Annotated in this window: 19 protein-coding genes; 9 read left to right on the top strand and 10 right to left on the bottom strand. The window is 34.8% G+C overall.

Annotated features, from left to right (window positions below; translation table 11 throughout):
* Positions 1-63: 63 nt before the first annotated feature.
* Both B0A67_RS03845 and B0A67_RS03840 read right to left on the bottom strand, forming a co-directional pair.
* On the bottom strand, positions 64-2,526 hold the full coding sequence (locus B0A67_RS03845) for a YfhO family protein (RefSeq protein ID WP_072955999.1): 2,463 nt from the start codon (positions 2,524-2,526) through the stop codon (positions 64-66).
* A gap of 50 nt (positions 2,527-2,576) precedes the next feature.
* Positions 2,577-2,861, bottom strand: coding sequence for a DUF4834 family protein (locus B0A67_RS03840; protein ID WP_072956002.1), 285 nt, complete (start codon positions 2,859-2,861; stop codon positions 2,577-2,579).
* 125 nt (positions 2,862-2,986) lie between these two features.
* Between B0A67_RS03840 and B0A67_RS03835 the strand changes: the two genes are divergently transcribed.
* From B0A67_RS03835 to B0A67_RS03820, 4 genes are all read left to right on the top strand, one after another.
* Entirely contained in the window at positions 2,987-3,961 is a 975-nt protein-coding gene (locus B0A67_RS03835) for a transporter (RefSeq protein ID WP_072956005.1), read from the top strand.
* 71 nt (positions 3,962-4,032) lie between these two features.
* Positions 4,033-4,623: a hypothetical protein gene (locus tag B0A67_RS03830; protein WP_123887337.1), complete on the top strand. Its 591-nt coding sequence runs from the start codon at positions 4,033-4,035 to the stop codon at positions 4,621-4,623.
* A 6-nt stretch (positions 4,624-4,629) separates the two neighbouring features.
* Positions 4,630-5,175 carry a hypothetical protein gene (locus tag B0A67_RS03825; RefSeq protein ID WP_072956011.1) on the top strand — a complete coding sequence of 182 codons (546 nt, stop codon included), beginning with the start codon at positions 4,630-4,632 and terminating at the stop codon, positions 5,173-5,175.
* Between the two features lie 165 nt (positions 5,176-5,340).
* On the top strand, positions 5,341-6,459 hold the full coding sequence (locus tag B0A67_RS03820) for a GNAT family N-acetyltransferase (RefSeq protein WP_072956015.1): 1,119 nt from the start codon (positions 5,341-5,343) through the stop codon (positions 6,457-6,459).
* Between the two features lie 87 nt (positions 6,460-6,546).
* Here B0A67_RS03820 and B0A67_RS03815 read toward each other — a convergent pair whose 3' ends face one another.
* Complete coding sequence (locus tag B0A67_RS03815; protein ID WP_072956018.1) at positions 6,547-7,020, bottom strand: hypothetical protein; 474 nt, start codon at positions 7,018-7,020, stop codon at positions 6,547-6,549.
* A 119-nt stretch (positions 7,021-7,139) separates the two neighbouring features.
* Positions 7,140-8,402, bottom strand: coding sequence for an aminotransferase class I/II-fold pyridoxal phosphate-dependent enzyme (locus B0A67_RS03810; RefSeq protein WP_072956023.1), 1,263 nt, complete (start codon positions 8,400-8,402; stop codon positions 7,140-7,142).
* A gap of 344 nt (positions 8,403-8,746) precedes the next feature.
* Between B0A67_RS03810 and nirK the strand changes: the two genes are divergently transcribed.
* From nirK to B0A67_RS03795, 3 genes are read left to right on the top strand one after another with little or no spacing between them, the layout of a single operon-like run.
* Positions 8,747-10,135, top strand: a complete 1,389-nt coding sequence (gene nirK / locus B0A67_RS03805; RefSeq protein ID WP_242670921.1) for a copper-containing nitrite reductase — start codon at positions 8,747-8,749, stop codon at positions 10,133-10,135.
* 14 nt (positions 10,136-10,149) lie between these two features.
* Complete coding sequence (locus B0A67_RS03800; RefSeq protein ID WP_072956026.1) at positions 10,150-10,917, top strand: formylglycine-generating enzyme family protein; 768 nt, start codon at positions 10,150-10,152, stop codon at positions 10,915-10,917.
* Between the two features lie 17 nt (positions 10,918-10,934).
* Positions 10,935-11,549, top strand: a complete 615-nt coding sequence (locus B0A67_RS03795) for an SCO family protein (RefSeq protein WP_072956030.1) — start codon at positions 10,935-10,937, stop codon at positions 11,547-11,549.
* 124 nt (positions 11,550-11,673) lie between these two features.
* Here the strand turns inward: B0A67_RS03795 and B0A67_RS03790 are convergent, their stop codons facing one another.
* From B0A67_RS03790 to B0A67_RS03770, 5 genes are all read right to left on the bottom strand, one after another.
* Positions 11,674-12,897, bottom strand: a complete 1,224-nt coding sequence (locus B0A67_RS03790; RefSeq protein ID WP_072956033.1) for a hypothetical protein — start codon at positions 12,895-12,897, stop codon at positions 11,674-11,676.
* 119 nt (positions 12,898-13,016) lie between these two features.
* Positions 13,017-13,739 (bottom strand): iron-sulfur cluster repair di-iron protein, encoded by a 723-nt coding sequence (gene ric / locus B0A67_RS03785; RefSeq protein ID WP_072956036.1) that lies wholly within the window; start codon positions 13,737-13,739, stop codon positions 13,017-13,019.
* A gap of 23 nt (positions 13,740-13,762) precedes the next feature.
* Complete coding sequence (locus B0A67_RS03780) at positions 13,763-16,000, bottom strand: nitric-oxide reductase large subunit (protein ID WP_072956039.1); 2,238 nt, start codon at positions 15,998-16,000, stop codon at positions 13,763-13,765.
* Between the two features lie 89 nt (positions 16,001-16,089).
* Positions 16,090-16,608, bottom strand: a complete 519-nt coding sequence (gene azu / locus B0A67_RS03775; RefSeq protein WP_072956042.1) for an azurin — start codon at positions 16,606-16,608, stop codon at positions 16,090-16,092.
* 22 nt (positions 16,609-16,630) lie between these two features.
* Entirely contained in the window at positions 16,631-17,080 is a 450-nt protein-coding gene (locus B0A67_RS03770; protein ID WP_072956045.1) for an RrF2 family transcriptional regulator, read from the bottom strand.
* Positions 17,081-17,281: 201 nt separating this feature from the next.
* On the opposite strand from B0A67_RS03770, the gene B0A67_RS03765 reads away from it, so the two are divergent.
* Positions 17,282-18,073, top strand: a complete 792-nt coding sequence (locus tag B0A67_RS03765; RefSeq protein WP_072956048.1) for an NYN domain-containing protein — start codon at positions 17,282-17,284, stop codon at positions 18,071-18,073.
* Positions 18,074-18,107: 34 nt separating this feature from the next.
* Positions 18,108-19,619 (top strand): FMN-binding glutamate synthase family protein, encoded by a 1,512-nt coding sequence (locus B0A67_RS03760; RefSeq protein ID WP_072956050.1) that lies wholly within the window; start codon positions 18,108-18,110, stop codon positions 19,617-19,619.
* 63 nt (positions 19,620-19,682) lie between these two features.
* Here B0A67_RS03760 and B0A67_RS03755 read toward each other — a convergent pair whose 3' ends face one another.
* Positions 19,683-20,123, bottom strand: a complete 441-nt coding sequence (locus tag B0A67_RS03755; protein ID WP_072956070.1) for a hypothetical protein — start codon at positions 20,121-20,123, stop codon at positions 19,683-19,685.
* Positions 20,124-20,314: the final 191 nt, after the last annotated feature.

The following is a 20,314-nucleotide window of genomic DNA, read 5'->3' as shown; positions in this document are numbered from 1 at the left end:
ATTTTTAATTTTCATCTTCTTTCGTTCATAAAAAAATCAACGAAGTTTCGCAAAGATTTTTTACTATTTTTTTTGAATCTCTTTGTAGCTACTTTGTGAGTCTTTGCGAAAGAACCTTTCGAAATAAATCCCTCCAATCAAAAGCAATAACATACCTACTGAGCTCACCAAATTAATCATACCACCGGTTTTTATAACCTGAGGCTCAAATTTAAATTCGATAGTGTGTTGTCCTCCCGGAACTTCCATTGCTCTTAAGACATAATCAACAGGAAAATGATCTGTTAATTTACCGTCAATATAAGCGTTCCAGCCATTTTTGTAATAGATCTCAGAAAAAACAGCCAGACCATCTTTTGCATTGTCTGATTTATACTTAATATAATTTGGCTTATACTGTACGACTTTAATTGTTCCGGTTGTATCCCATTGTTTCTTTAAACGGGCACTTCTAAATTTGGCTTCATGTTCACGGACATTAAAAACAGCGACGTTTTTAGTATCAATATGATCTAAAGTTTTCATGACATCGTCCGGTTTATTTACCAATTTTACGGTACTAACAAACCATGCGTTTCCATTTGCATTTGGATTTATTGTCGGGAATTCTTTTCCTTCTTTATCAGTCTGGATAATGTACTTAACATTCAGCATATCCAAAACTTCCATATTATTTTTTGCAATCTGGTAATCAAATAACTGCTGCATTCTTCTAGGTTTTGCAGCATGATATCCTCCAAGCGAATGGTGGAAATAAGAGGCACGTGCACTTGACATATTTCCGTTTACTTCGAAAACCCTGTAATGTGTCGTGTCTTTTAAAATTTGAACATCAGAAGGTGTTTCCTGAAAAGGAGCTGCAATCTGTGCAGGGCTGACAAAATCTTTAGCGGAAACATATTTTTTATCTACAAAAAACAAATCAAAAATCATTAAAAGACCTACGATAATCAAGGTCGTATGCTGAGCCAGTTTATTTTTGATAAACAACCATAAAATTCCAAAAGTCAGCACAATAAAAAAGCCTGAACGCAATAGATCTGCCGAGTACAAACTCTTTCTGTCTTCTTTTAAGGCATCAACAAAAGCGGGGCCGTAAGACTCTAAGAAATAATTATCACTGCTTCCTGTAAAATGAAACATCCCTTTGGCAAATACAAGAATCACAATGATTCCCATAGCAAAAGTACCTGTTTGCACTAATGCTTTTTGCTGTAATTTAGGTTCGTCTTTGGCTTTAAAAAATGACTGAAGCCCCATAACTGCCAAAACAGGAAAACACAACTCAAGAATGACCTGAATAGAAGATACCGCTCTGAACTTATCATACATTGGAATGTAATCTATAAAAAAGTCGGTCAGCAACGGGAAATTTTTCCCCCATGAAAGCACTAAAGAAACCAATGCTCCAGAAAGGAATACATATTTTATTTTTCGATCATCAATAAATAATGCTAAAATGCCTAAAAAGAAAACGACAACGCCAATATAAGCCGGAGCAGCAACAATAGGCTGATCTCCCCAATACGTTGGCATTCCTGATACAAAGTCCTGAGCTTGTTCGGACGGAACTCCCTGTTCCAGCATAAAGGCATACATACGGCTATCAGTACCTACATTTTCGTGATTTGAACCTCCAAAAAGTCTGGGCGCGATAAGGTTAAAACTTTCCGGAATTCCATAACTGTATTCTGTAATATATTCACGGCTTAAAGCATTTTCGTTTACCTTTCTTGATCCGTCAGGATTAAACGTTAATTCGCTATTGCTGCGTGTACTGAATTTAGCATACTCGCTGGTAGCCATTAAATTGGCCGCATTTGCACCAATGGCAAAAATTCCTGCCACAGCCAAAACACCAATCGCCCTTAAAAGAGGCTTATATTCTTTTTCTTTGATAAAATTAAAAGCAAAATAACCTGACAGAATCAGTAAGAAAATCAATAAATAATAGGTCATTTGAAAGTGGTTCGCATTAATTTCTAACGCAACCGCAAACATGGTGAGCAGACCTCCCCAAATATATTTTTTTTGAAAAACCATTATAAATCCGGCGATCACAAGCGGCATATACGCAATTGCATGCGCTTTTGCATTATGACCAACCCCCAGAATAATAATTAAATAGGTAGAAAAACCAAATGCTAGTGCTCCTATAAATGCTTTTAAAGGATCCGTTTTCAGTACTAACAATAAGCCATAGAAGCCTAAGAAGTAGAGAAATAAATAATCAGCAGGACGAGGTAAGAAACGTAAAACATCGTCTATATGTCCCACAAAATCATTAGGATAATTAGCTCCCAATTGATAAGTTGGCATACCACCAAACGCAGAATTGGTCCAATATGGCTCAGAATGTTCTGTCGCTCTGAAATCATTTTGCTCTTTTGCCATTCCGGTATATTGAGCAATATCCGACTGGAAAATTTGTTTTCCTTGTAAAACTGGATAAAAATAAACTAAAGAAACGAGAATGAACCCCAGTATAACAAGGGCATGCGGATAGAACTTACTTACTATTTTCAATTTAGGCTGGTTTGGGTTAAATGATGAATCCTGCTAACTAGGATACAAACTTAATCTATTTCTTCGTAATCAACATAATCGCCTACCTTTTTGGTTTCGCGAGGCTTTTTTGCATTAGTAGTATCGATGATGATCTCATCGTTATTTGTACGCGTTTTTTGCCATGAATCTGTCTGGCTATATTGTTGTTGTCTCTGAAAATTTTCTCCCGCTTTTTCAACTGCTTTTTTTACCAATACCGGCAAAAAGATTCTAGCTAAAAATTTAAAAATATAATAAAATGCTACCATATAACATATAGCTTTTATTAAACCTGAAAAAGATGCTTCTTGCATAATTGTATAATTTTTCCCCAAAATTAATAAATCAATTCTTTAAAATTAAAATATCAATCTTAAATAAATAATAAAATATAGTACATTTGAAATGCGTTATTACTTTTTAATTTAAAAAAACATTCATGTTAAAAAATAAAAACATTTTTATTACAGCCCTGTGTTTGGTTCCACAATTTTTTTTCGCACAATATACTGACGTTATTAATTCAAATCGTCCGGGCGAAACGATGTCTGCATATGCAGTTGGAAAATCAGTCATTCAGGCGGAATTTGGTGTTTATGGTATCAAAGAAAAACACGATTTATTAAATTATGACGCAAGCGGTTTTGGTACAGATCTAACTTTGCGCTATGGTGCTTTTTTTGAACAATTAGAATTTATCCTGGATCTGCAATACCAAATGGAAAACTTTGATACTCCTTATACAAGTTACAAAAAGAATAATTTCAAACAAACCGTTTTAGGAGCTAAATATTTGATTTATGATCCTTATAAAAAGGAAAGAGAAGTCAATATCTACAGTTACAAAGCCAATCATAGTTTTAACTGGCACCAATTAATTCCGGCGGTTTCTCTTTTTGCAGGAGCAAATTTTACTGGTGCTGATAATCCGTATTATTTCTCTCCGCAATCAGCAATTTCTCCTAAAGTTGCTTTGATCACACAAAATTTATTTGGCGGCGGAAAATGGGTTTTCGTAACCAATATCATCGCAGATTACATTGCAACAGATTATCCTAGTTACGGTTATGTGTTGACATTAACGCACGGATTTAATGATAAATGGTCGGGTTTTGTTGAAAATCAGGGATATAAAAGTGATTTCTACAGCGATGCTATTGTTCGTGGCGGAGCTGCTTATTTAATCAATTCTAATCTTCAGGTTGATGCTTCTGTAAGTACTAATTTTAAGGACACACCTTCTATTTTATACGGAGGAGTAGGTGTTTCATGGCGTTATGACGGAAGATATAAAGAAAAGCAAATGGAGTTTAAAGCGAACGATAAAGCCAAAAAGAATAAAGATAATCAAATGGAACAGAGAGAAATCGATTATCAGGCAAAAGAAAGAAAACGTAAAGCAAAGTACGAATAAAGAAAGCAGGAAAATAAGAGAAACAAGTTTGGTATTAGTCTATAATAAATTTAAAAAGTTTTGCTTATAAAATGAAAAAAATCACCTTACTATTGATTTGTTTACAATTAATGTCCTGCGCATTTCCTACGTATGTTACCCAGGATCAAAAGATGCAAAGTGGTTTGGATTTTAATAATGGCAAATGGTTACTGAATACTATTGATGCGCCTTATTTTGTCAGTAAAAAATTAACCAAAATCGTCATAGAGGATTTTAACAAACAACTAAAAAAAGACTTAAGCTATGTGCCTCTTACAAAAGGTTTATTGTTACCTCCAAATATCTCGTTCAATCCAGATCGAAAAGAACTCACTGATTTAAAAGAAGGAACAAAATTTGATTATTTTATCAACATAAAGGCTAAAGTGGTAAAAGAAGAAATAGCAGCCGTTGACTATTCTTCGCATAACAATTTATCGCAGGAACACCATAATGAGATCGTTTTTGTACTTGAAATATACGACTTAAACAATTTAGAAGTTATTTATTCCAAAACTATTAATGGGTCTGTCGCCATAGATAAAAACTCAAATAATTTAATTCTGGCAAAAACAACTGACGGCCTGATTTTAGGAGCTTACAAAAAAATAAAAAAAGACATAAACAAAAAATCCCTATAAGGCAACATGATAAAAATTCTCTATGCAGCAATATTGTGTTTCGCTTTTCAAACTAATTATTCTCAAAACACAGGGGTAGAAAAATCAATTTACAACGCACAAACTGGCTTTCTGGGATTCTGGATCAACAATGAATCCCGTTTGTTCAACGAAATAAGCCTAAGAAGCGAAATTGGTCTAGATGTAGGATTGCGCGGCTGTTCTGATTGTACCACACAATACGCCCTGGCGCCGGTGATTACTTTAGAACCAAGATGGTATTACAACATTAATAAACGAAACAGAGCTGATAAAGGCAGAAATAACAGCGCCAATTTCCTGGCTTTGGGAATCAACTACCATCCGGATTGGTTTGTTATTTCAAATGCTCACAATGCATACGTTTCAAATCAAATTGCTATTATTCCGAAGTGGGGAATCAGGAGAAATATCGGAAACAGCAATTTCAATTATGAAGCCGGAATCGGAATTGGATATTTATATTATCTGGATGACAACTTCTCTGAAACTACCGCAGACTTGCATCTTCGAATAGGATATACCTTTAAATAATAAAAAACCAAGCCCACTTATTTGAATATGCCCCAAAAAGTTAGACACTATTTGGGGCATTTTTAATATCAGATCTTTTTTCTTATAGTAAAGATAACTATATTCGTTGTCACCAATTCTATGAGTTATTTTACTTAGAATATTCTTAAAACAAATACGATCTTAATGATTACACTTAAAGAAGCCAAAACAAAAAAGGAATTAACAGACTATATAAAATTTCCGTTTTCACTTTATAAAGACAATCCATATTGGGTTCCGCCTATTATTGCGGATGAATTAGAGTCTTTTGACAAAACAAAAAATCCTGCTTTTGACAATGCTGAAGCTTATTTTTATCTGGCATACAAAGACAATGAAATTGTGGGGCGTATTACGGCTATCATCAATTGGTCAGAGGTAAATAATCAGCACAAAAGAAAAGTTCGTTTTGGCTGGTTTGATGTTATCGATGATGTTGAAGTGACCAAAGTTTTATTAGAAAAAGTATACGAACTGGGAAAACAACACAATCTGGAGCATGTTGAAGGCCCAATGGGTTTTTCGAATTTGGATAAAGTGGGTGTACTGACAGAAGGTTATGACCAAATGGGCACTATGATTACCTGGTACAATCATCCTTATTATGTCACTCATTTTGAGCAATTAGGCTTTAAAGTAGAGAAAGAATATATCGAGAGTATTTTTCCGTTCTCCAATGTTAAACCTGAGTTTTTTCTAAAAGCGCAGGAATTAATTAAAAAAAGATACGGTTTAAGAGCACTTACTTTTACAAAAACAAAAGACATTATGCCTCACGTAGACAAAATGTTTGATTTGTTTAATGAATCGTATGCCAAACTATCTTCATTTGTAGCAATTTCAGATGTTCAGAAAGAATATTTCAAGAAAAAATACATCAGTTTTATCAATCCGGAATACATCAAGTTTGTGGTAGATAAAGAAGATAATCTGGTTGCTTTTAGTATTGTAATGCCTAGTTTTTCTGAAGCACTGCAAAAGGCAAAAGGAAAATTGTTTCCATTTGGATTCATTCATTTACTAAGAGCACGAAAAAAGAGCAAAGATGTTGTTTTCTACCTCATCGGAGTTCATCCGGATTATCAAAACAAAGGTGTTACCGCCATTATTTTTGATGAGTATTTTAAAACTTTCTCTGAAAAAGGAATTAAAAATTGCATCAGAACACCGGAATTAGCAGAAAACACAGCGATTCACTTATTATGGAAGAACTTTGACCCAAAGATTCACTGTCAAAGAAAAACGTATTTAAAATATCTTTAGAATCAATTTCAAAATACATAAAAAAATCCATTCGACAAATCGAATGGATTTTGTGTTTTACAATTTTTTTATTTCTTTATCTCTCCTTTAAAGAGGGCAATCAACTTTTGTCAGCGTATTTTTTGTGTCAAATTTTAATTTCTTTTTATCTTTAAAGGTTACTTTATTATTTGCATCTGTTACATCACCATATCCCTCGATAAGTGTTCCGTCTTTTTGCAAAAAAACTACTTCTCTTACAGAAGAAACTCCTTCAGAGATAAAAGTATAATCTGCGATTAGCGTATCACCTTTCATATTTCCTACCAGAGTACCTTCGTTTTTATCTTTTCCGGTTAGGTTATAGCTCAATTTTCCGTTTACTTCCTGATGCGAATTTACATTAAAACTCAACGCTACTATATTACCATTAAGTCTTGATGAATAACACTGATCTCCTGAAGGCTCAAGAACCTCAACCTCTTTTGGATCGTTTGGAACAATTTCCGGTACCGGAGCTGTTTTTTTACAAGAAATAAAAACAACTAAAACAATTACTGTTATTGCTAATACTTTTTTCATACTATTTCTTTTTTACTGTGATTTACAAGTATAAATTTAATGGAAATAAAAAAAATCCATTCGCATAACGAATGGATTTTTTTATATAATTCCCATATTAGGAATCTATGATTAAGAAATTAAGCGTCTAAATCAACTTTAGTTCTGCTTGCAATTTCTTTGTAAGTTCCGTTTTCTAATTTTTCACGAATGGCTTCAAATGCAACTAACGTTTCATCAATATCAGCTAATGTATGAGAAGTTGTCGGGATCATTCTTAACAAAATAATACCTTTTGGAATTACCGGATAAATTACAATCGATAAGAAAATACCGTAGTTTTCTCTTAAATCGTTTACCATTACCATTGCTTCCGGCACACTTCCTTGTAAATAAACTGGTGTTACACAAGTATTTGTATCTCCAATATTGAAGTTTCTGGAACGTAATCCGTTTTGTAACGCATTTACATTTTCCCAAAGTTTATCTTTCAATTCAGGGTGATTACGCAATAATTCAAGACGTTTCAAAGAACCAATTGTCTGAATCATTGGCAATGCTTTTGCAAACATCTGAGAGCGTAAGTTATATTTCAAATAATCAATAATATCTTGATCTGCAGCTACAAATGCTCCAATATTAGCCATTGATTTTGCAAAAGTAGAGAAGTAAACATCAATATCGTCCTGAACTCCTTGCTCCTCACCTGCTCCGGCTCCTGTTTTACCAAGAGTACCAAAACCATGTGCATCATCTACTAATAAACGGAAATTGTATTTTTGTTTTAAAGCAACAATTTCTTTTAATTTACCTTGTTGTCCTCGCATTCCAAACACACCTTCAGTAATAAATAAAATTCCGCCACCTGTTTCAGTTGCCATTTTAGTAGCACGTTGCAGGTTTTTCTCCATACTTTCAAGATCATTGTGTTTGTAAGTAAAACGTTTACCCATGTGCAAACGAACACCATCAATAATACAAGCATGAGAATCTACATCATAAACAATAATATCGTTTTTAGTCACCAAAGCGTCAATAATAGACACCATTCCCTGATAACCAAAATTCAATAAATAAGCAGCTGGTTTCATTACGAACTCCGCCAATTCATTTTCTAATTGTTCGTGGTATTTCGTGTGTCCTGACATCATACGGGCTCCCATTGGGTAAGCTGCTCCAAACTGAGTTGCTGCATCAATATCTGCCTGACGAACTTCCGGGTGATTTGCAAGACCTAAATAGTCATTCAAACTCCAATTTAAAATATCTTTTCCACCAAATTTCATTCTAGGACCAAGTTCTCCTTCTAATTTAGGGAACACAAAATATCCCTCAGCTTGTGAAGCCCATTTTCCTAATGGTCCTTTATTGTTCTGAATTCTTTCGAATAAATCTTTTACCATAAATATATTTTGAAGTAATAATTTTAATTTATACAGGGTGCAAAAATAATGATTATTATTCTAAAATTCAGTTTGCCATTTATTTTTATCGAAAAATAATCTGAATATCAATCTTTAAAAAATAATACCTATTTCAACCCCTTCAGTTTAACAAGATTAAACTCAAATATCAAGACAAAATTAAATTGTAATTTATTTCGTTATATGACTTTTATCATAATAAAAGACTTTTTTGTCTTTTATATTTGTATTAAGATTTAAAACTAAAATAAACCAAACTTGTTATGAAAAAGACATCTAAAATGCCCCTAAAATTAAAAGCTGTTTTCTGTATCTTTTTTGCAATGCTGTTGTTTACATCATGCAAAAAAGCAGAAGAATCAACTGATTATACCGCTATAGTAACTGATGGAGAAAAAGAAGCTGAGCTTACTGCCCCGCCAATGGTACCCAAACCGGTTGGAAACAGACCTGCCATGAAACTAAAGGTTAATATGGAAATCAAAGAGCAGGAAGGAACGATGACTGATGGTGTAAAATATACATATTGGACATTTGGAGGGACTGTTCCGGGAAGTTTTATCAGAACACGTGTTGGTGATGAAGTCGAATTTCACTTAAAAAACCATCCTGATAATAAATTACCTCATAATATCGATTTACATGCTGTAACTGGTCCCGGAGGTGGAGCAACGTCTTCATTAGTCGCTCCCGGTCACGAAAAAGTCTTTAGCTTTAAGGTGATAAATCCCGGATTGTATGTTTACCATTGTGCGACGGCTCCGGTTGGAATGCACATTGCAAACGGAATGTATGGTTTAATTTTGGTAGAGCCTGAAGGCGGACTTCCTCCGGTAGACAAAGAATACTACGTAATGCAGGGAGATTTCTATACGCAGGGTGAGTATGGAGCGAAAGGACTACAGCCTTTTGATATGAATAAAGCCGTAAAAGAAACTCCTGACTATGTTGTATTTAACGGAAAAGTGGGTTCGCTGACAAACGGAGGTGAACTTACCGCAAAAGTGGGAGAAACTGTTCGTTTATTTGTTGGTAATGGCGGCCCTAACCTGGTATCTTCTTTTCATGTTATTGGTGAAATATTCGACAATGTGCATGTAGAAGGCGGAAGTATGGTGAATAAAAACGTTCAGACGACATTAATTCCTGCCGGTGGAGCCTCTATAGTAGACTTTAAAGTTGAAACTCCCGGTAATTTTATCATTGTTGACCACTCTATTTTCAGAGCTTTTAATAAAGGTGCACTGGGAATCTTAAAAGTAGAAGGTCCTGAAAATAAAAAAGTATATTCAGGAACGATCCAGGAAGGTATTTATCTGCCTGAAGGAGGAACAATTCAAAAAATGCCAAACAGTACAGCTGCTAAAACGGCAATTCCAAAAAGAACTGTAACTGAAAAAATAAAAATTGGAAAAGAGATTTTTGGTACAACCTGTTTTGCCTGTCATCAATCAGAAGGACAAGGAATCCCTAGTACGTTCCCACCTCTTGCAAAATCAGATTATCTTAATGCAGATCCTAAACGAGCCATTAAAACAATCCTGCATGGTTTAAGTGGTGAGGTAACTGTAAATGGCAAAAAATATAATAATGTCATGCCAAGTCAGAATTTATCTGATGACGAGATCGCAAATGTTATGACCTATATCTATAACAGTTGGGGAAATAATAAAACAGATGTGACTCCTGAAATGGTAAAAGCACAAAGATAACAACACAAAGCAATATGCAAAAAAGCATTTTCATTATTCTTTTCTTGGCTCTCATGGGAATGGTCAGAGCGCAAGAATCGAAAATGGCTCCGATAAAAGAGGGCTCATTTGTCCCTCTTTACGGGGCTACAGTAAAAACGCCTGTAGTGGTAAAATCTTTTTTTATAGATGTTTATCCCGTTACAAATATTGAGTTTTTGACTTTCCTTAAAAAAAACCCAAACTATAGCAAATCTAAAATAAAAGGAATTTTTGCCGACAAAAGTTATCTGGCCTATTGGAAAAGTGATTTTGATATTGGAAATTCAAATCCTAAAGCTCCTGTAACCAATGTTTCCTGGTTTGCCGCCAAGAAATATTGTGAATGTCAGGGAAAACGTTTGCCTACAATGGATGAATGGGAATATGTGGCGATGGCAGATGAAAAAAAGAAGGATGCCAGAACAAAAACTGAGTTTAATAAATACATTTTGTCGTGGTACGAGAAATCAAAAACCTATGAAAATCCTATTGGCAAAACGTTCAAAAATTACTGGGGCGTTTATGATATGCACGGATTGGTATGGGAATGGACTTCTGACTTTAATAGTATCTTTTTGTCTGGAGAATCCAGAAAAGACAAAAGCGACGATAAAAACCTTTTTTGCGGTGGTGCATCTGTAAATGCAACTGACCTGATGGATTACGCCGCTTTTATGCGATATGCTTTCAGAGGAAGTCTTAAAGCGAATTATTCTACCCGAAATCTCGGTTTTAGATGTGCTGCTGCAACTCAATTATAATTTTAAAATCATTTAAAATGAAAAAAACAATAATGGCAATTTTCATTCTTCTTCTTACTTTACAAAGTTGCAAAGATTCTAAAAAAGAAGACAATTCATTAGCCCAAAAAGACAAAGCAATCAGCGATTTATCGATTTATAATTTACCCTCAGAATGGACAACCCAAGATGGAAAAAACATTGAACTAAAAAGCCTGAAAGGAAATATTCTCGTCATGGTAATGATTTACACCACTTGCAAAGCTGCCTGCCCGCGATTGGTTGCGGACATGAGAAATATAGAATCCCGCTTAAATAAAAAAACGAAGAAAAACGTAAAACTTCTTCTGGTGAGTATTGATCCTGAAACAGATACTCCTGAAAAATTAAAGGCATTTGCGATTGCTAATAAAATGGAAAATGATCCGTGGATTTTCTTACGCTCTACAGAGGAAAACACAAGGGAATTTGCGGCAGTCCTTGCCGTTAACTATAAAAAAATATCTCCTATAGATTTCTCACACTCTAATATTATAAGTGTTTTTAATCCAGACGGAGAATTGATTTACCAACAAGAAGGTTTGGGGGTAAATAATGATAAAACGGTAGACAGAATAAATCTCGAAGCCGAAAAGATTAAACAGGTTAATTAATTCGTAAAAAAACAAGGGAAGATTTTAATTCATCGACTCTTGTTTTTTGTTTTTATATCCAATAGAAAAATTAATCCAAGGGATCGCAAAATCATAATAATCTGTGACAAAAAAACAGAATAGCTTATCTTTTTTCCTTAATAATTGAAGCTGTCATTAAACTTAATCCAGCTACAATAAGAACACTCGCGCCAAAAATCCCTTCGCGATAGCCAAAGAGAGCTTCGTTTCTGAAATAAATAAAACTACCTTGAAGAAACAAGAATATTTCTGTCACTATGAATCCAAAAATAAAGCTTTTTATTCCTGTACGAAGCAGCTGAGATTGGTGCGAAAGCAACTTATTCTGAAGTAACACTCCCAACAAAAATCCCGTAATGACTCCCAAAGATGTTAAGTGAATAAAGCCAATAACAAAATTGCGTACCTGATGCGAAACTTCGGCCAGATTAGGAATCAGAACCAATAATTGCACACCAATTTTCATAAGCAAAGAGCATAAAGCTAAACCATAAACCATTTTGGCTGTGGTATCTAAACCGGCTTTCAACTGACCTGATTCTGGTTGGAGCATTTTGTAAAAAAAGACAAAAGCAATCAACTGCAAAATCACTCCACAAGCGTTAATCCAGCTTAGAAAATTACATTTAACAAACCAACTTACAGGAAATGCAATCGTCAAAAATGTGGCGATGATAAGTAAAGTGAAGAATATACTAAATGATTTTTTATTGATTTTATCTTCAAATTGTCTTAAAAATAAAGCTAAAACTGCAAATAAAAACCAGCCATTAAACTGAAAGTGCAGAAAAAACTGAATCGCAATTTGATAAAAAATACTTTGCTTTCCTAACATACTTACCGCCGGACCTAAACACCAAACCCCAAAAGTAGAGAAAACCATAAATAAAACCGAAGTACGTAAGAGCATTGCTGCCGGAGTTTTTTCCTTAGCGATATCTTTCCAGACCAATCTGCAAAAAACATAACTCAATACAATATGCATGGTCGAAAAGATAATTGAAAATAAGGCATAACCCTGAACAGGAAAAGTAATCATCATACCAACAACTGAAAATTGAGTCCCCCAAAACAACCAATTGTAAACAGGTTTTCTTCTTTTTTCTATTGGTATAAAAAAGCGAACAATTAAAACATAAATCATCAAATATGCCCAACCCAACATCGCTACATGAGAATGCGCATGAAGCAAAAAACCATAATTTATTTCGAGTGGAAACAGATAAACAAAACGCATTAACAACCCAATAAGTGAAGCTGTCAAAAAATTAAAGAAACAACATATTAACCAACTTTTTTGAGAACTCATTTCAGATAACAATTTCATTTTTATTTAAATTAAAAGTAGTTCAAAACAACTCTATTATTATTCAAATTACAGAAATAAAAATGCACCGATGTAAATTCATGTATCGGTGCATTCTTTCATTAATTATACAATTTTATTTAAGCAAATTCTTTTTCCAAAACCACCGCTTTAGGAAACAAAATATTATTCTCTAAATGAATATGGGTATGTAAGTTCTCCTCAAACTCTTTTAACATCTGGAACGTTACTTTATAAGTTGTACATCCGTCGTCCGGAGCCTTATAATCATTGGTCAGGCTTGCAATTTCGCGAAAGCGGTCTCCTTCGGCATCATGCTCATGCATCATCATGGCAATTGGGTTAGAAACTGTGCCAAAAGGAGGCTGTACCAAAGCAGCCTCTGTATCTATGGCTTTTACCATTTTTTTTACGAAAGGAAACAACATCAGCTCCTCTTTTTTCATGTGCTGTGCCAATTCACTTGCACATTCAGTAAACAACATGTTTATTTTGAACAGCTCGGGATGATTTGCACCGTGCACACTGCAAAGTTTATTTAGAAACTGCATAATGATAACCGATTTTTCCTCTACATAACGGTGATGCGTTTTTTCGATATAATCTGCTAATAAATCTAAAGGCCATGAATTAAAATCGATTGTGTTGCTGTTTTCCGCAGACAAAGCTTCCTTAATTTTTTTAAGCAAGATCTTTGAATCAATTTCCTGCTTTTCGCAAACTTCATCGATGGTTCTGTTCCCTTTACAGCAAAAATCGATTTTATATTTTGAAAATACGGCTGCAGTTCTAAAATCCTCTGCTACAAATGCTCCTATTGTTTTATTTTGTAAATTTTCCATGATACTTAATTATTGTTTTTTTATTATTTTCTTCTGTTTTTTAATGTCAAATCAAAGACAAACCAGGCTGTAGTAATAATTCCTATCCCAAAGATAGAATCTCCTATTGCGCGCAGCCATTTTAGCGTAATCATTGCTGGCTGCTGCATTAGCTCTGACGAACGTGCGTACCACATTCCGTGATCAATACTTTCGATCGCCTGCCAGATTCCTATTGGCAGCAAACTCAATACCGCCATTAAAAACAAACCAATGTTTAATGACCAGAAAGTGATTTTAAGCAATTTCTCGTTCCAGGTAATATTTCGGTACAGGCTTCTCAGAACAAAAAGCATTAAGCCAATTCCTAACATTCCGTAAACACCAAACAATGCAGTGTGTGCGTGAAGCGGCGTTGTGTTTAGACCTTGTACATAATACAAGGCAATTGGCGGGTTGATTATAAATCCGAAAACTCCGGCTCCAAGGAAATTCCAAAATGCCACTGCTATCATAAAGTAAATTGGCCATTTATAATCTAATATCCATTGTGTTGATTTTGACAATTTATAATTTTGATAGGCTTCAAAACCAATTAAGGTTAACGGGACAACTTCCAAAGCACTAAATGAAGCGCCTAATGCCATAATAGCCGTTGGAGTTCCGGAGAAATACAAGTGATGAAAAGTTCCCAAAATACCTCCGGACATGAAGATAATAGTGGCAAATAGCACATTCAGAGTTGCTGTTTTCGTTTTCAATAATCCCAAACGAACGAATAAAAATGCAATAACAACTGTTGCAAATACTTCAAAGAATCCTTCTACCCAAAGATGAACAACCCACCATCTCCAATATTCCGCTATGGCCAGATTGGTTTGTCTTCCCCACATTAATCCCGCACCATAAAACATTGCGATGGCTGTACAGGAAATCAGGAATAAAACGATTAGGTTTTTCTCTTCTGTTTTTTTCTTTAAAACCGGAATTAATGGTCGGATCATTAGCGCCAGCCATAAGAACAATCCCACTAACAGGAATATCTGCCAGAAACGCCCAAGATCTACATATTCATAACCCTGATGTCCAAACCAAAAGTTTTGAACCAGATTTAATTTTTGCATTACACCAAACCATTGTCCTGCCATTGATCCTAATACGATAATCAACAAAGCAATAAACAAGAAGTTGACTCCAAAACACTGAAATTTAGGATCTTTACCCGAAACTGCCGGAGCAATATACAATCCTGTTGCCAGCCAGGCTGTTGCGATCCAGAAAATTGCCAATTGGGTATGCCAGGTTCTCGTCACTGCGTAGGGCAAAATCTGATCAATAGGAATACCGTATAATCCATTTCCTTCTACACCATAATGCGCAGTAATGATTCCCAAAGCCATTTGTAAAATCATCAATAAACTCACAACCCAAAAATATTTTTTGATCAGGTGCATCGATGGTGTCATTCCCTGATTGATTATAGGATCTTTTGCAGGAAGCGGAAACGCTTCGTCTTCGCCTGATTTTGCGTGATAAAAGACCAGAATTCCAATACTAAAAATCAATAAAATAATACTAACGCCGGACCAGGCAAGCAATTCTTTTGTAGCCTTGTTCCCTACAAGTTCATCTGATGGCCAGTTGTGTGTATAAGATATATCCGAATCCGGGCGTTGGGTGACTGTGGCCCAGGTTGCCCAAAAGAAAAATGCATTCATTTTATGCATTCTTGCCGCTTCCTTTATCGAGTTTTTAGGAATCGCATACTCTTCTCTTAATTTATCAAATTTAGGATCATTGGTAAAAAGCCCTTCATAATATTGACTTAGATATTGAATTGCGGCAACTCTGTTTTCAGAAATAGTAAGTGTTTGTGATTTTTCGTCATAACGATTTGTTCTTACGTCTTTTTGCAAACGAATCTTTAATGCTGCTTGTTTTTCGGTATCTAAATCATTAAATTCTTTACCAAAATCCTCTTTCGAATATTTGTTCAGAATAAACACAGCTTCGCGATGCAGCCAATCTGCTGTCCAGTCCGGCGCAACATAAGCACCGTGTCCCCAAATAGAACCCACTTCCTGCCCTCCTATACTTTGCCAGATGTTTTGCCCGTCTTTGATTTCATTATCAGAAAAAATTACTTTGCCGCTATCTGAAATTATTTGTTTAGGAAGTGGCGGCGCCTGCTGGTAAATTTCATAACCATAATAACCAAGCACCGCAAAAGAGATCGTCATGACCAAAGTAAAGACGATCCATAGTTTTTTTTCTCTTTTCATTTTATATTTTTACAATAAAAGACATTTTTATCTTTTATTAGTTCTTAAAAAAACTCCAAACCTTTATAAGAGATTCGGAGTTCTTATATTTATTCCACAATCAAAACACCTTTCATCATAGCCACGTGACCAGGGAAAGTACATAAAAAGTTATAAGTTCCTTTTTTATCAATTGTAAATTCGATCGTATCTTCTTCTCCCCCGCCCAACAATTTAGTATGGGCAACAATTGAAGTTTTTTCTGAAGCCGGAATATAATCTGTGTCTTTTGCCGTGATCGCTTTTGCTGCAAAAGCTGCTTCATCAGTTCCTTCCTGAAGAATAACTAAGTTATGCCCCATTGCCTCTTTAGGGATTTTACCAACGTGTTTTAAAGTCAATTTAATTGGTTTTCCTGCAACAGCTTTTAGTTCATTTTTATTAAACTGCATTTGGTCATTTCCTTCAATAACTAATACATTTTCTTCTGCTGCCGGAGCTGCTTCACCTTCTGTCGAAGTTTCATTTACTTCTGTTGATTCAGCTGGTGCAGTTTCTTTTTTCCCGCAAGAAGTTATTGTTAAGAATCCCATTAGAATTAATAACGAAATTTTGGTTTTTGCATTCATTTTTAAGATATTTATTTAAATGTTAATCGTTTGTATTTATTCCTTTCAGGAAAAAGTCTCCTGATTTTACTCCCAAAGCAAGCTGTTCTAAAGTGGTGGTGGTAAGCATATCCAAAAGAAGTCCCCTGATCTTTTTAAACTCAAAATGCACCGGACAAGGATGTTCTTCTGAGCATTCTTTAAGCCCAATACCGCATCCTCTGTATATTTTATCTCCATCGATAGCGTCGACAATCTGAATTAATTTTATTGTTTTCAGGGCTTCTTTCGAAACTTCAAAACCGCCTCCTACTCCTTTGGCCGAATGAATAATACCATTCTTGGTCAAAATTTGCATGATCTTGGCAGTAAACGGTTCCGGAGAATCAATTTCTTTGGCAACATCTTTTATCCCAACCCTAATCCCTTTAGAAGATTTTGTCGCAATAAAAATAGAAGCCCTAATTCCGTATTCACACGCTTTTGAAAACATATATTAATTCATTAATTCCATACAAATGTAGTGAAGCTTATCATAAAAGACAAATTTATCTTTAATTAATTTTATAAGCAAAACCCTTATTTATAACCAAAATAATTAATAAAAAACAAAACACTTATTCCCGATCAAATTCTACGAAAAACCAATTTTAGTTTTACCTTTGGAAGTACTAATTTTTCTAACACCTGAATAATGGCTTTAAGCAACTCAAAAGATCTCAAACTAGCCGTTCTTATTGATGCCGATAATGTACCTTACAGTAATGTAAAAGGCATGATGGAAGAAATAACAAAATTTGGCACACCCACTACAAAACGTATTTACGCTGACTGGACGAAACCTAATGCTAATGGATGGAAAGCTGTTTTACTGGAACATGCGATTACTCCTATTCAGCAATACAGCTATACGGTAGGAAAAAATTCTTCAGATTCTGCTTTGATTATCGATGCCATGGATTTACTTTATTCAGGCAAACTGGATGGTTTTTGTATTGTTTCGAGTGATAGTGATTTTACCCGTCTGGCCATCAGACTAAGAGAATCCGGTATGAAAGTAATTGGTATTGGCGAAAAGAAAACGCCAAATTCTTTTATTGTTGCCTGTGACCGATTTATTTATATTGAAGTTTTAGACGGAGCAATCCAAAAGAAAAAACCTAAAACAGCTGTCGCAGCTTCTGCCACTGATGCCAAAAAAGTTATTGAAAAACCTGCTGAAAAAGCATTACATAAAATAGACAAACAAACCATTGAACTGATTGAAGCTACTATCGAAGACATCGAAGACGATGATGGCTGGGCATTTCTTGGTGATGTTGGAAATCTTATTGTAAAGAAAAAACCTGAATTTGACCCAAGAAATTACGGTTTTTCTAAGCTTACACCAATGCTAAAATCGCTAACGGATATTCTTGAAATTGATGAAAGAGAATCTGATAAAAAAGGCATTAAACATGTTTATGTACGCCTGCGATTCAATTAATTATTAAACTATTACCTTTTAAATCTTTACAAACATGAGAAAAAAATTTTTTATCTACGGATTCTTATTGTTTCTAATTGTTCTCGCCATCTATCTTAAAACTGAACGTGGTTTTTTACTCGTTATTATTATACCGGTATTGCTGGTTGTTGGTTTTTATAATACACTTCAAAAAAAGCATGCTATTTTAAGAAACTTTCCTGTTCTGGGGTATTTTAGGTATTTATTTGAAATGATTGCACCTGAAATTCAACAGTATTTTATCGAAAGATCTACTGATGGACGTCCTTTTTCCAGAAATCAGCGTTCTTTAGTTTATCAAAGAGCCAAAAATATTGATTCTAATACGCCTTTTGGAACACAGCAAAATCTAAATCACGATAGTTACGAAGGTGTAAAACATTCTATTTTCCCGGCAAAAGTTAATGAGGACTTACCTCGTGTGCTTGTTGGCGGAAAAGATTGCAAACAACCCTACTTAGCTTCTTTATTTAATGTTTCGGCCATGAGTTTTGGCTCATTAAGCGAAAATGCCGTTCGTGCCATAAATATTGGTGCGAAAAAAGGAAACTTTTATCAAAACACAGGAGAAGGTGGTCTAACGGATTATCATCTTGAAGGCGGCGGAGATATTACCTGGCAAATTGGTACAGGATATTTTGGCTGTCGTGATGCCGAAGGAAATTTCAGCCCTGAGAAATTCTCCGAGAAAGCGAATCTTCCCAACGTTAAAATGATTGAGATTAAGCTTTCTCAAGGAGCGAAGCCAGGTCACGGAGGTGTACTTCCGGCTGCTAAAAATACGGAGCAAATTGCCAAAATCAGAGGAGTTCAGCCACATACTATGATTCTTTCTCCTCCCGGTCATCATGCTTTTTCAGATACTAAAGGACTGATTCATTTTATTGCACAATTACGTCAGTTATCAAACGGAAAACCTATTGGATTTAAATTATGTATTGGTAATACAGCTGAATTTGAATCTATTTGTCACGAAATGATTGCCGAAGACATTTATCCGGATTTTATTACGGTTGATGGTGCCGAAGGCGGAACAGGAGCTGCTCCTTTAGAATTTGCTGATGGTGTTGGGATGCCTTTTGAGCCTGCTTTGATATTTGTAAATAAAACTTTAATAGGCTTGAATATTCGCGACAAAATACGCATTATTGGAAGCGGAAAAATTATTTCCGGTTATTCGATTCTACATGCAATCGCGTTGGGTGCAGATATGTGTAACAGTGCCCGCGGATTTATGTTTTCGTTAGGCTGCATTCAGGCGTTACGTTGCCATAATAACGAATGTCCTACGGGAGTTGCCACTCAAAACAAAATGCTGATGAAAGGTCTTGTGGTTACGGATAAATCAGATCGTGTATATCACTTTCATAAAAATACGTTACACGCCGCCAATGAACTTTTAGCAGCGGCAGGTAAAAAGAGTTTCTCTGATGTTGATATTAATATCTTTATGCGCGGAGATGAATTTGGCCATCTGTCAGATTCTTATTTCCCTGATATTTTAACCAACGTTACCAAACGATAAAAACAAAAGCAAGCCTCTTTGAAATATACAAAGAGGCTTTTTTTATTTGCTATATAGTTTCAATTAGAGTTTCGCAGCGGTTACCTTTTCTTCTTTACTACCATCTGTATTTTCTAAAACTGCCAATTCTTCTTTATCCACTACCCTTTGAGCCAAAATAGCATTATTATACGCTAAAAAATAAACATCAAACTTTACTCCTTCTTCAATTAACGTTCTGGAAATTTGATCGTTTTTAATCATTTCTTTCAATAAATCAGGAAACGAATCTTTGTAGGTTAATTTATTCGCTTCATTTTCTTCCAGGTTGGTTTCAATTCTGATTTCGATTTTATTATCATTTAAAAATGCTTTGGAACTGGTGCTGGTAATACCGCTGCCTTTGATAGATGAAGAAATATTATAGATGTTGACGTGTTCCTGCATTTTTTGCTTGGTATTTTTACAACTTACCAGCAATAATACAACAATAACACAAAATGCGATTTGGGTAATTTTTTTCATAATTTTTTATGTTTATAGTTATTTTTTAACTCAAACATAATGAACTTTTTAAATAAAAACAACTTCAGAACATAAAAACAAAAACTACAATCATTTGATTACAAATTAATTATCCGAAAACAAATAACAAAACAGATTAAAAAGAACGAACGATTCCTAGCCGATTTATGCATTGATACAACTTAAAAAGC

The organism is Flavobacterium aquidurense (assembly GCF_002217195.1).
Classification (GTDB): domain Bacteria; phylum Bacteroidota; class Bacteroidia; order Flavobacteriales; family Flavobacteriaceae; genus Flavobacterium; species Flavobacterium frigidimaris.
This window is presented reverse-complemented; position numbering and strand designations above follow the sequence as displayed.

What these genes read in the sequence shown, in the direction of transcription:
- B0A67_RS03755 (WP_072956070.1), bottom strand. Translation starts at nt 20,123, where the DNA reads ATGAAAAAAATTACCCAAATCGCATTTTGTGTTATTGTTGTATTATTG.
- B0A67_RS03795 (WP_072956030.1), top strand. Translation starts at nt 10,935, where the DNA reads ATGAAAAAAACAATAATGGCAATTTTCATTCTTCTTCTTACTTTACAA.
- B0A67_RS03815 (WP_072956018.1), bottom strand. Translation starts at nt 7,020, where the DNA reads ATGAAAAAAGTATTAGCAATAACAGTAATTGTTTTAGTTGTTTTTATT.
- B0A67_RS03780 (WP_072956039.1), bottom strand. Translation starts at nt 16,000, where the DNA reads ATGAAAAGAGAAAAAAAACTATGGATCGTCTTTACTTTGGTCATGACG.
- B0A67_RS03840 (WP_072956002.1), bottom strand. Translation starts at nt 2,861, where the DNA reads ATGCAAGAAGCATCTTTTTCAGGTTTAATAAAAGCTATATGTTATATG.
- azu (WP_072956042.1), bottom strand. Translation starts at nt 16,608, where the DNA reads ATGAATGCAAAAACCAAAATTTCGTTATTAATTCTAATGGGATTCTTA.
- B0A67_RS03770 (WP_072956045.1), bottom strand. Translation starts at nt 17,080, where the DNA reads ATGTTTTCAAAAGCGTGTGAATACGGAATTAGGGCTTCTATTTTTATT.
- B0A67_RS03800 (WP_072956026.1), top strand. Translation starts at nt 10,150, where the DNA reads ATGCAAAAAAGCATTTTCATTATTCTTTTCTTGGCTCTCATGGGAATG.
- ric (WP_072956036.1), bottom strand. Translation starts at nt 13,739, where the DNA reads ATGGAAAATTTACAAAATAAAACAATAGGAGCATTTGTAGCAGAGGAT.
- B0A67_RS03810 (WP_072956023.1), bottom strand. Translation starts at nt 8,402, where the DNA reads ATGGTAAAAGATTTATTCGAAAGAATTCAGAACAATAAAGGACCATTA.
- nirK (WP_242670921.1), top strand. Translation starts at nt 8,747, where the DNA reads ATGCTGTTGTTTACATCATGCAAAAAAGCAGAAGAATCAACTGATTAT.
- B0A67_RS03830 (WP_123887337.1), top strand. Translation starts at nt 4,033, where the DNA reads ATGAAAAAAATCACCTTACTATTGATTTGTTTACAATTAATGTCCTGC.
- B0A67_RS03765 (WP_072956048.1), top strand. Translation starts at nt 17,282, where the DNA reads ATGGCTTTAAGCAACTCAAAAGATCTCAAACTAGCCGTTCTTATTGAT.
- B0A67_RS03790 (WP_072956033.1), bottom strand. Translation starts at nt 12,897, where the DNA reads ATGAAATTGTTATCTGAAATGAGTTCTCAAAAAAGTTGGTTAATATGT.
- B0A67_RS03835 (WP_072956005.1), top strand. Translation starts at nt 2,987, where the DNA reads ATGTTAAAAAATAAAAACATTTTTATTACAGCCCTGTGTTTGGTTCCA.
- B0A67_RS03760 (WP_072956050.1), top strand. Translation starts at nt 18,108, where the DNA reads ATGAGAAAAAAATTTTTTATCTACGGATTCTTATTGTTTCTAATTGTT.
- B0A67_RS03825 (WP_072956011.1), top strand. Translation starts at nt 4,630, where the DNA reads ATGATAAAAATTCTCTATGCAGCAATATTGTGTTTCGCTTTTCAAACT.
- B0A67_RS03820 (WP_072956015.1), top strand. Translation starts at nt 5,341, where the DNA reads ATGATTACACTTAAAGAAGCCAAAACAAAAAAGGAATTAACAGACTAT.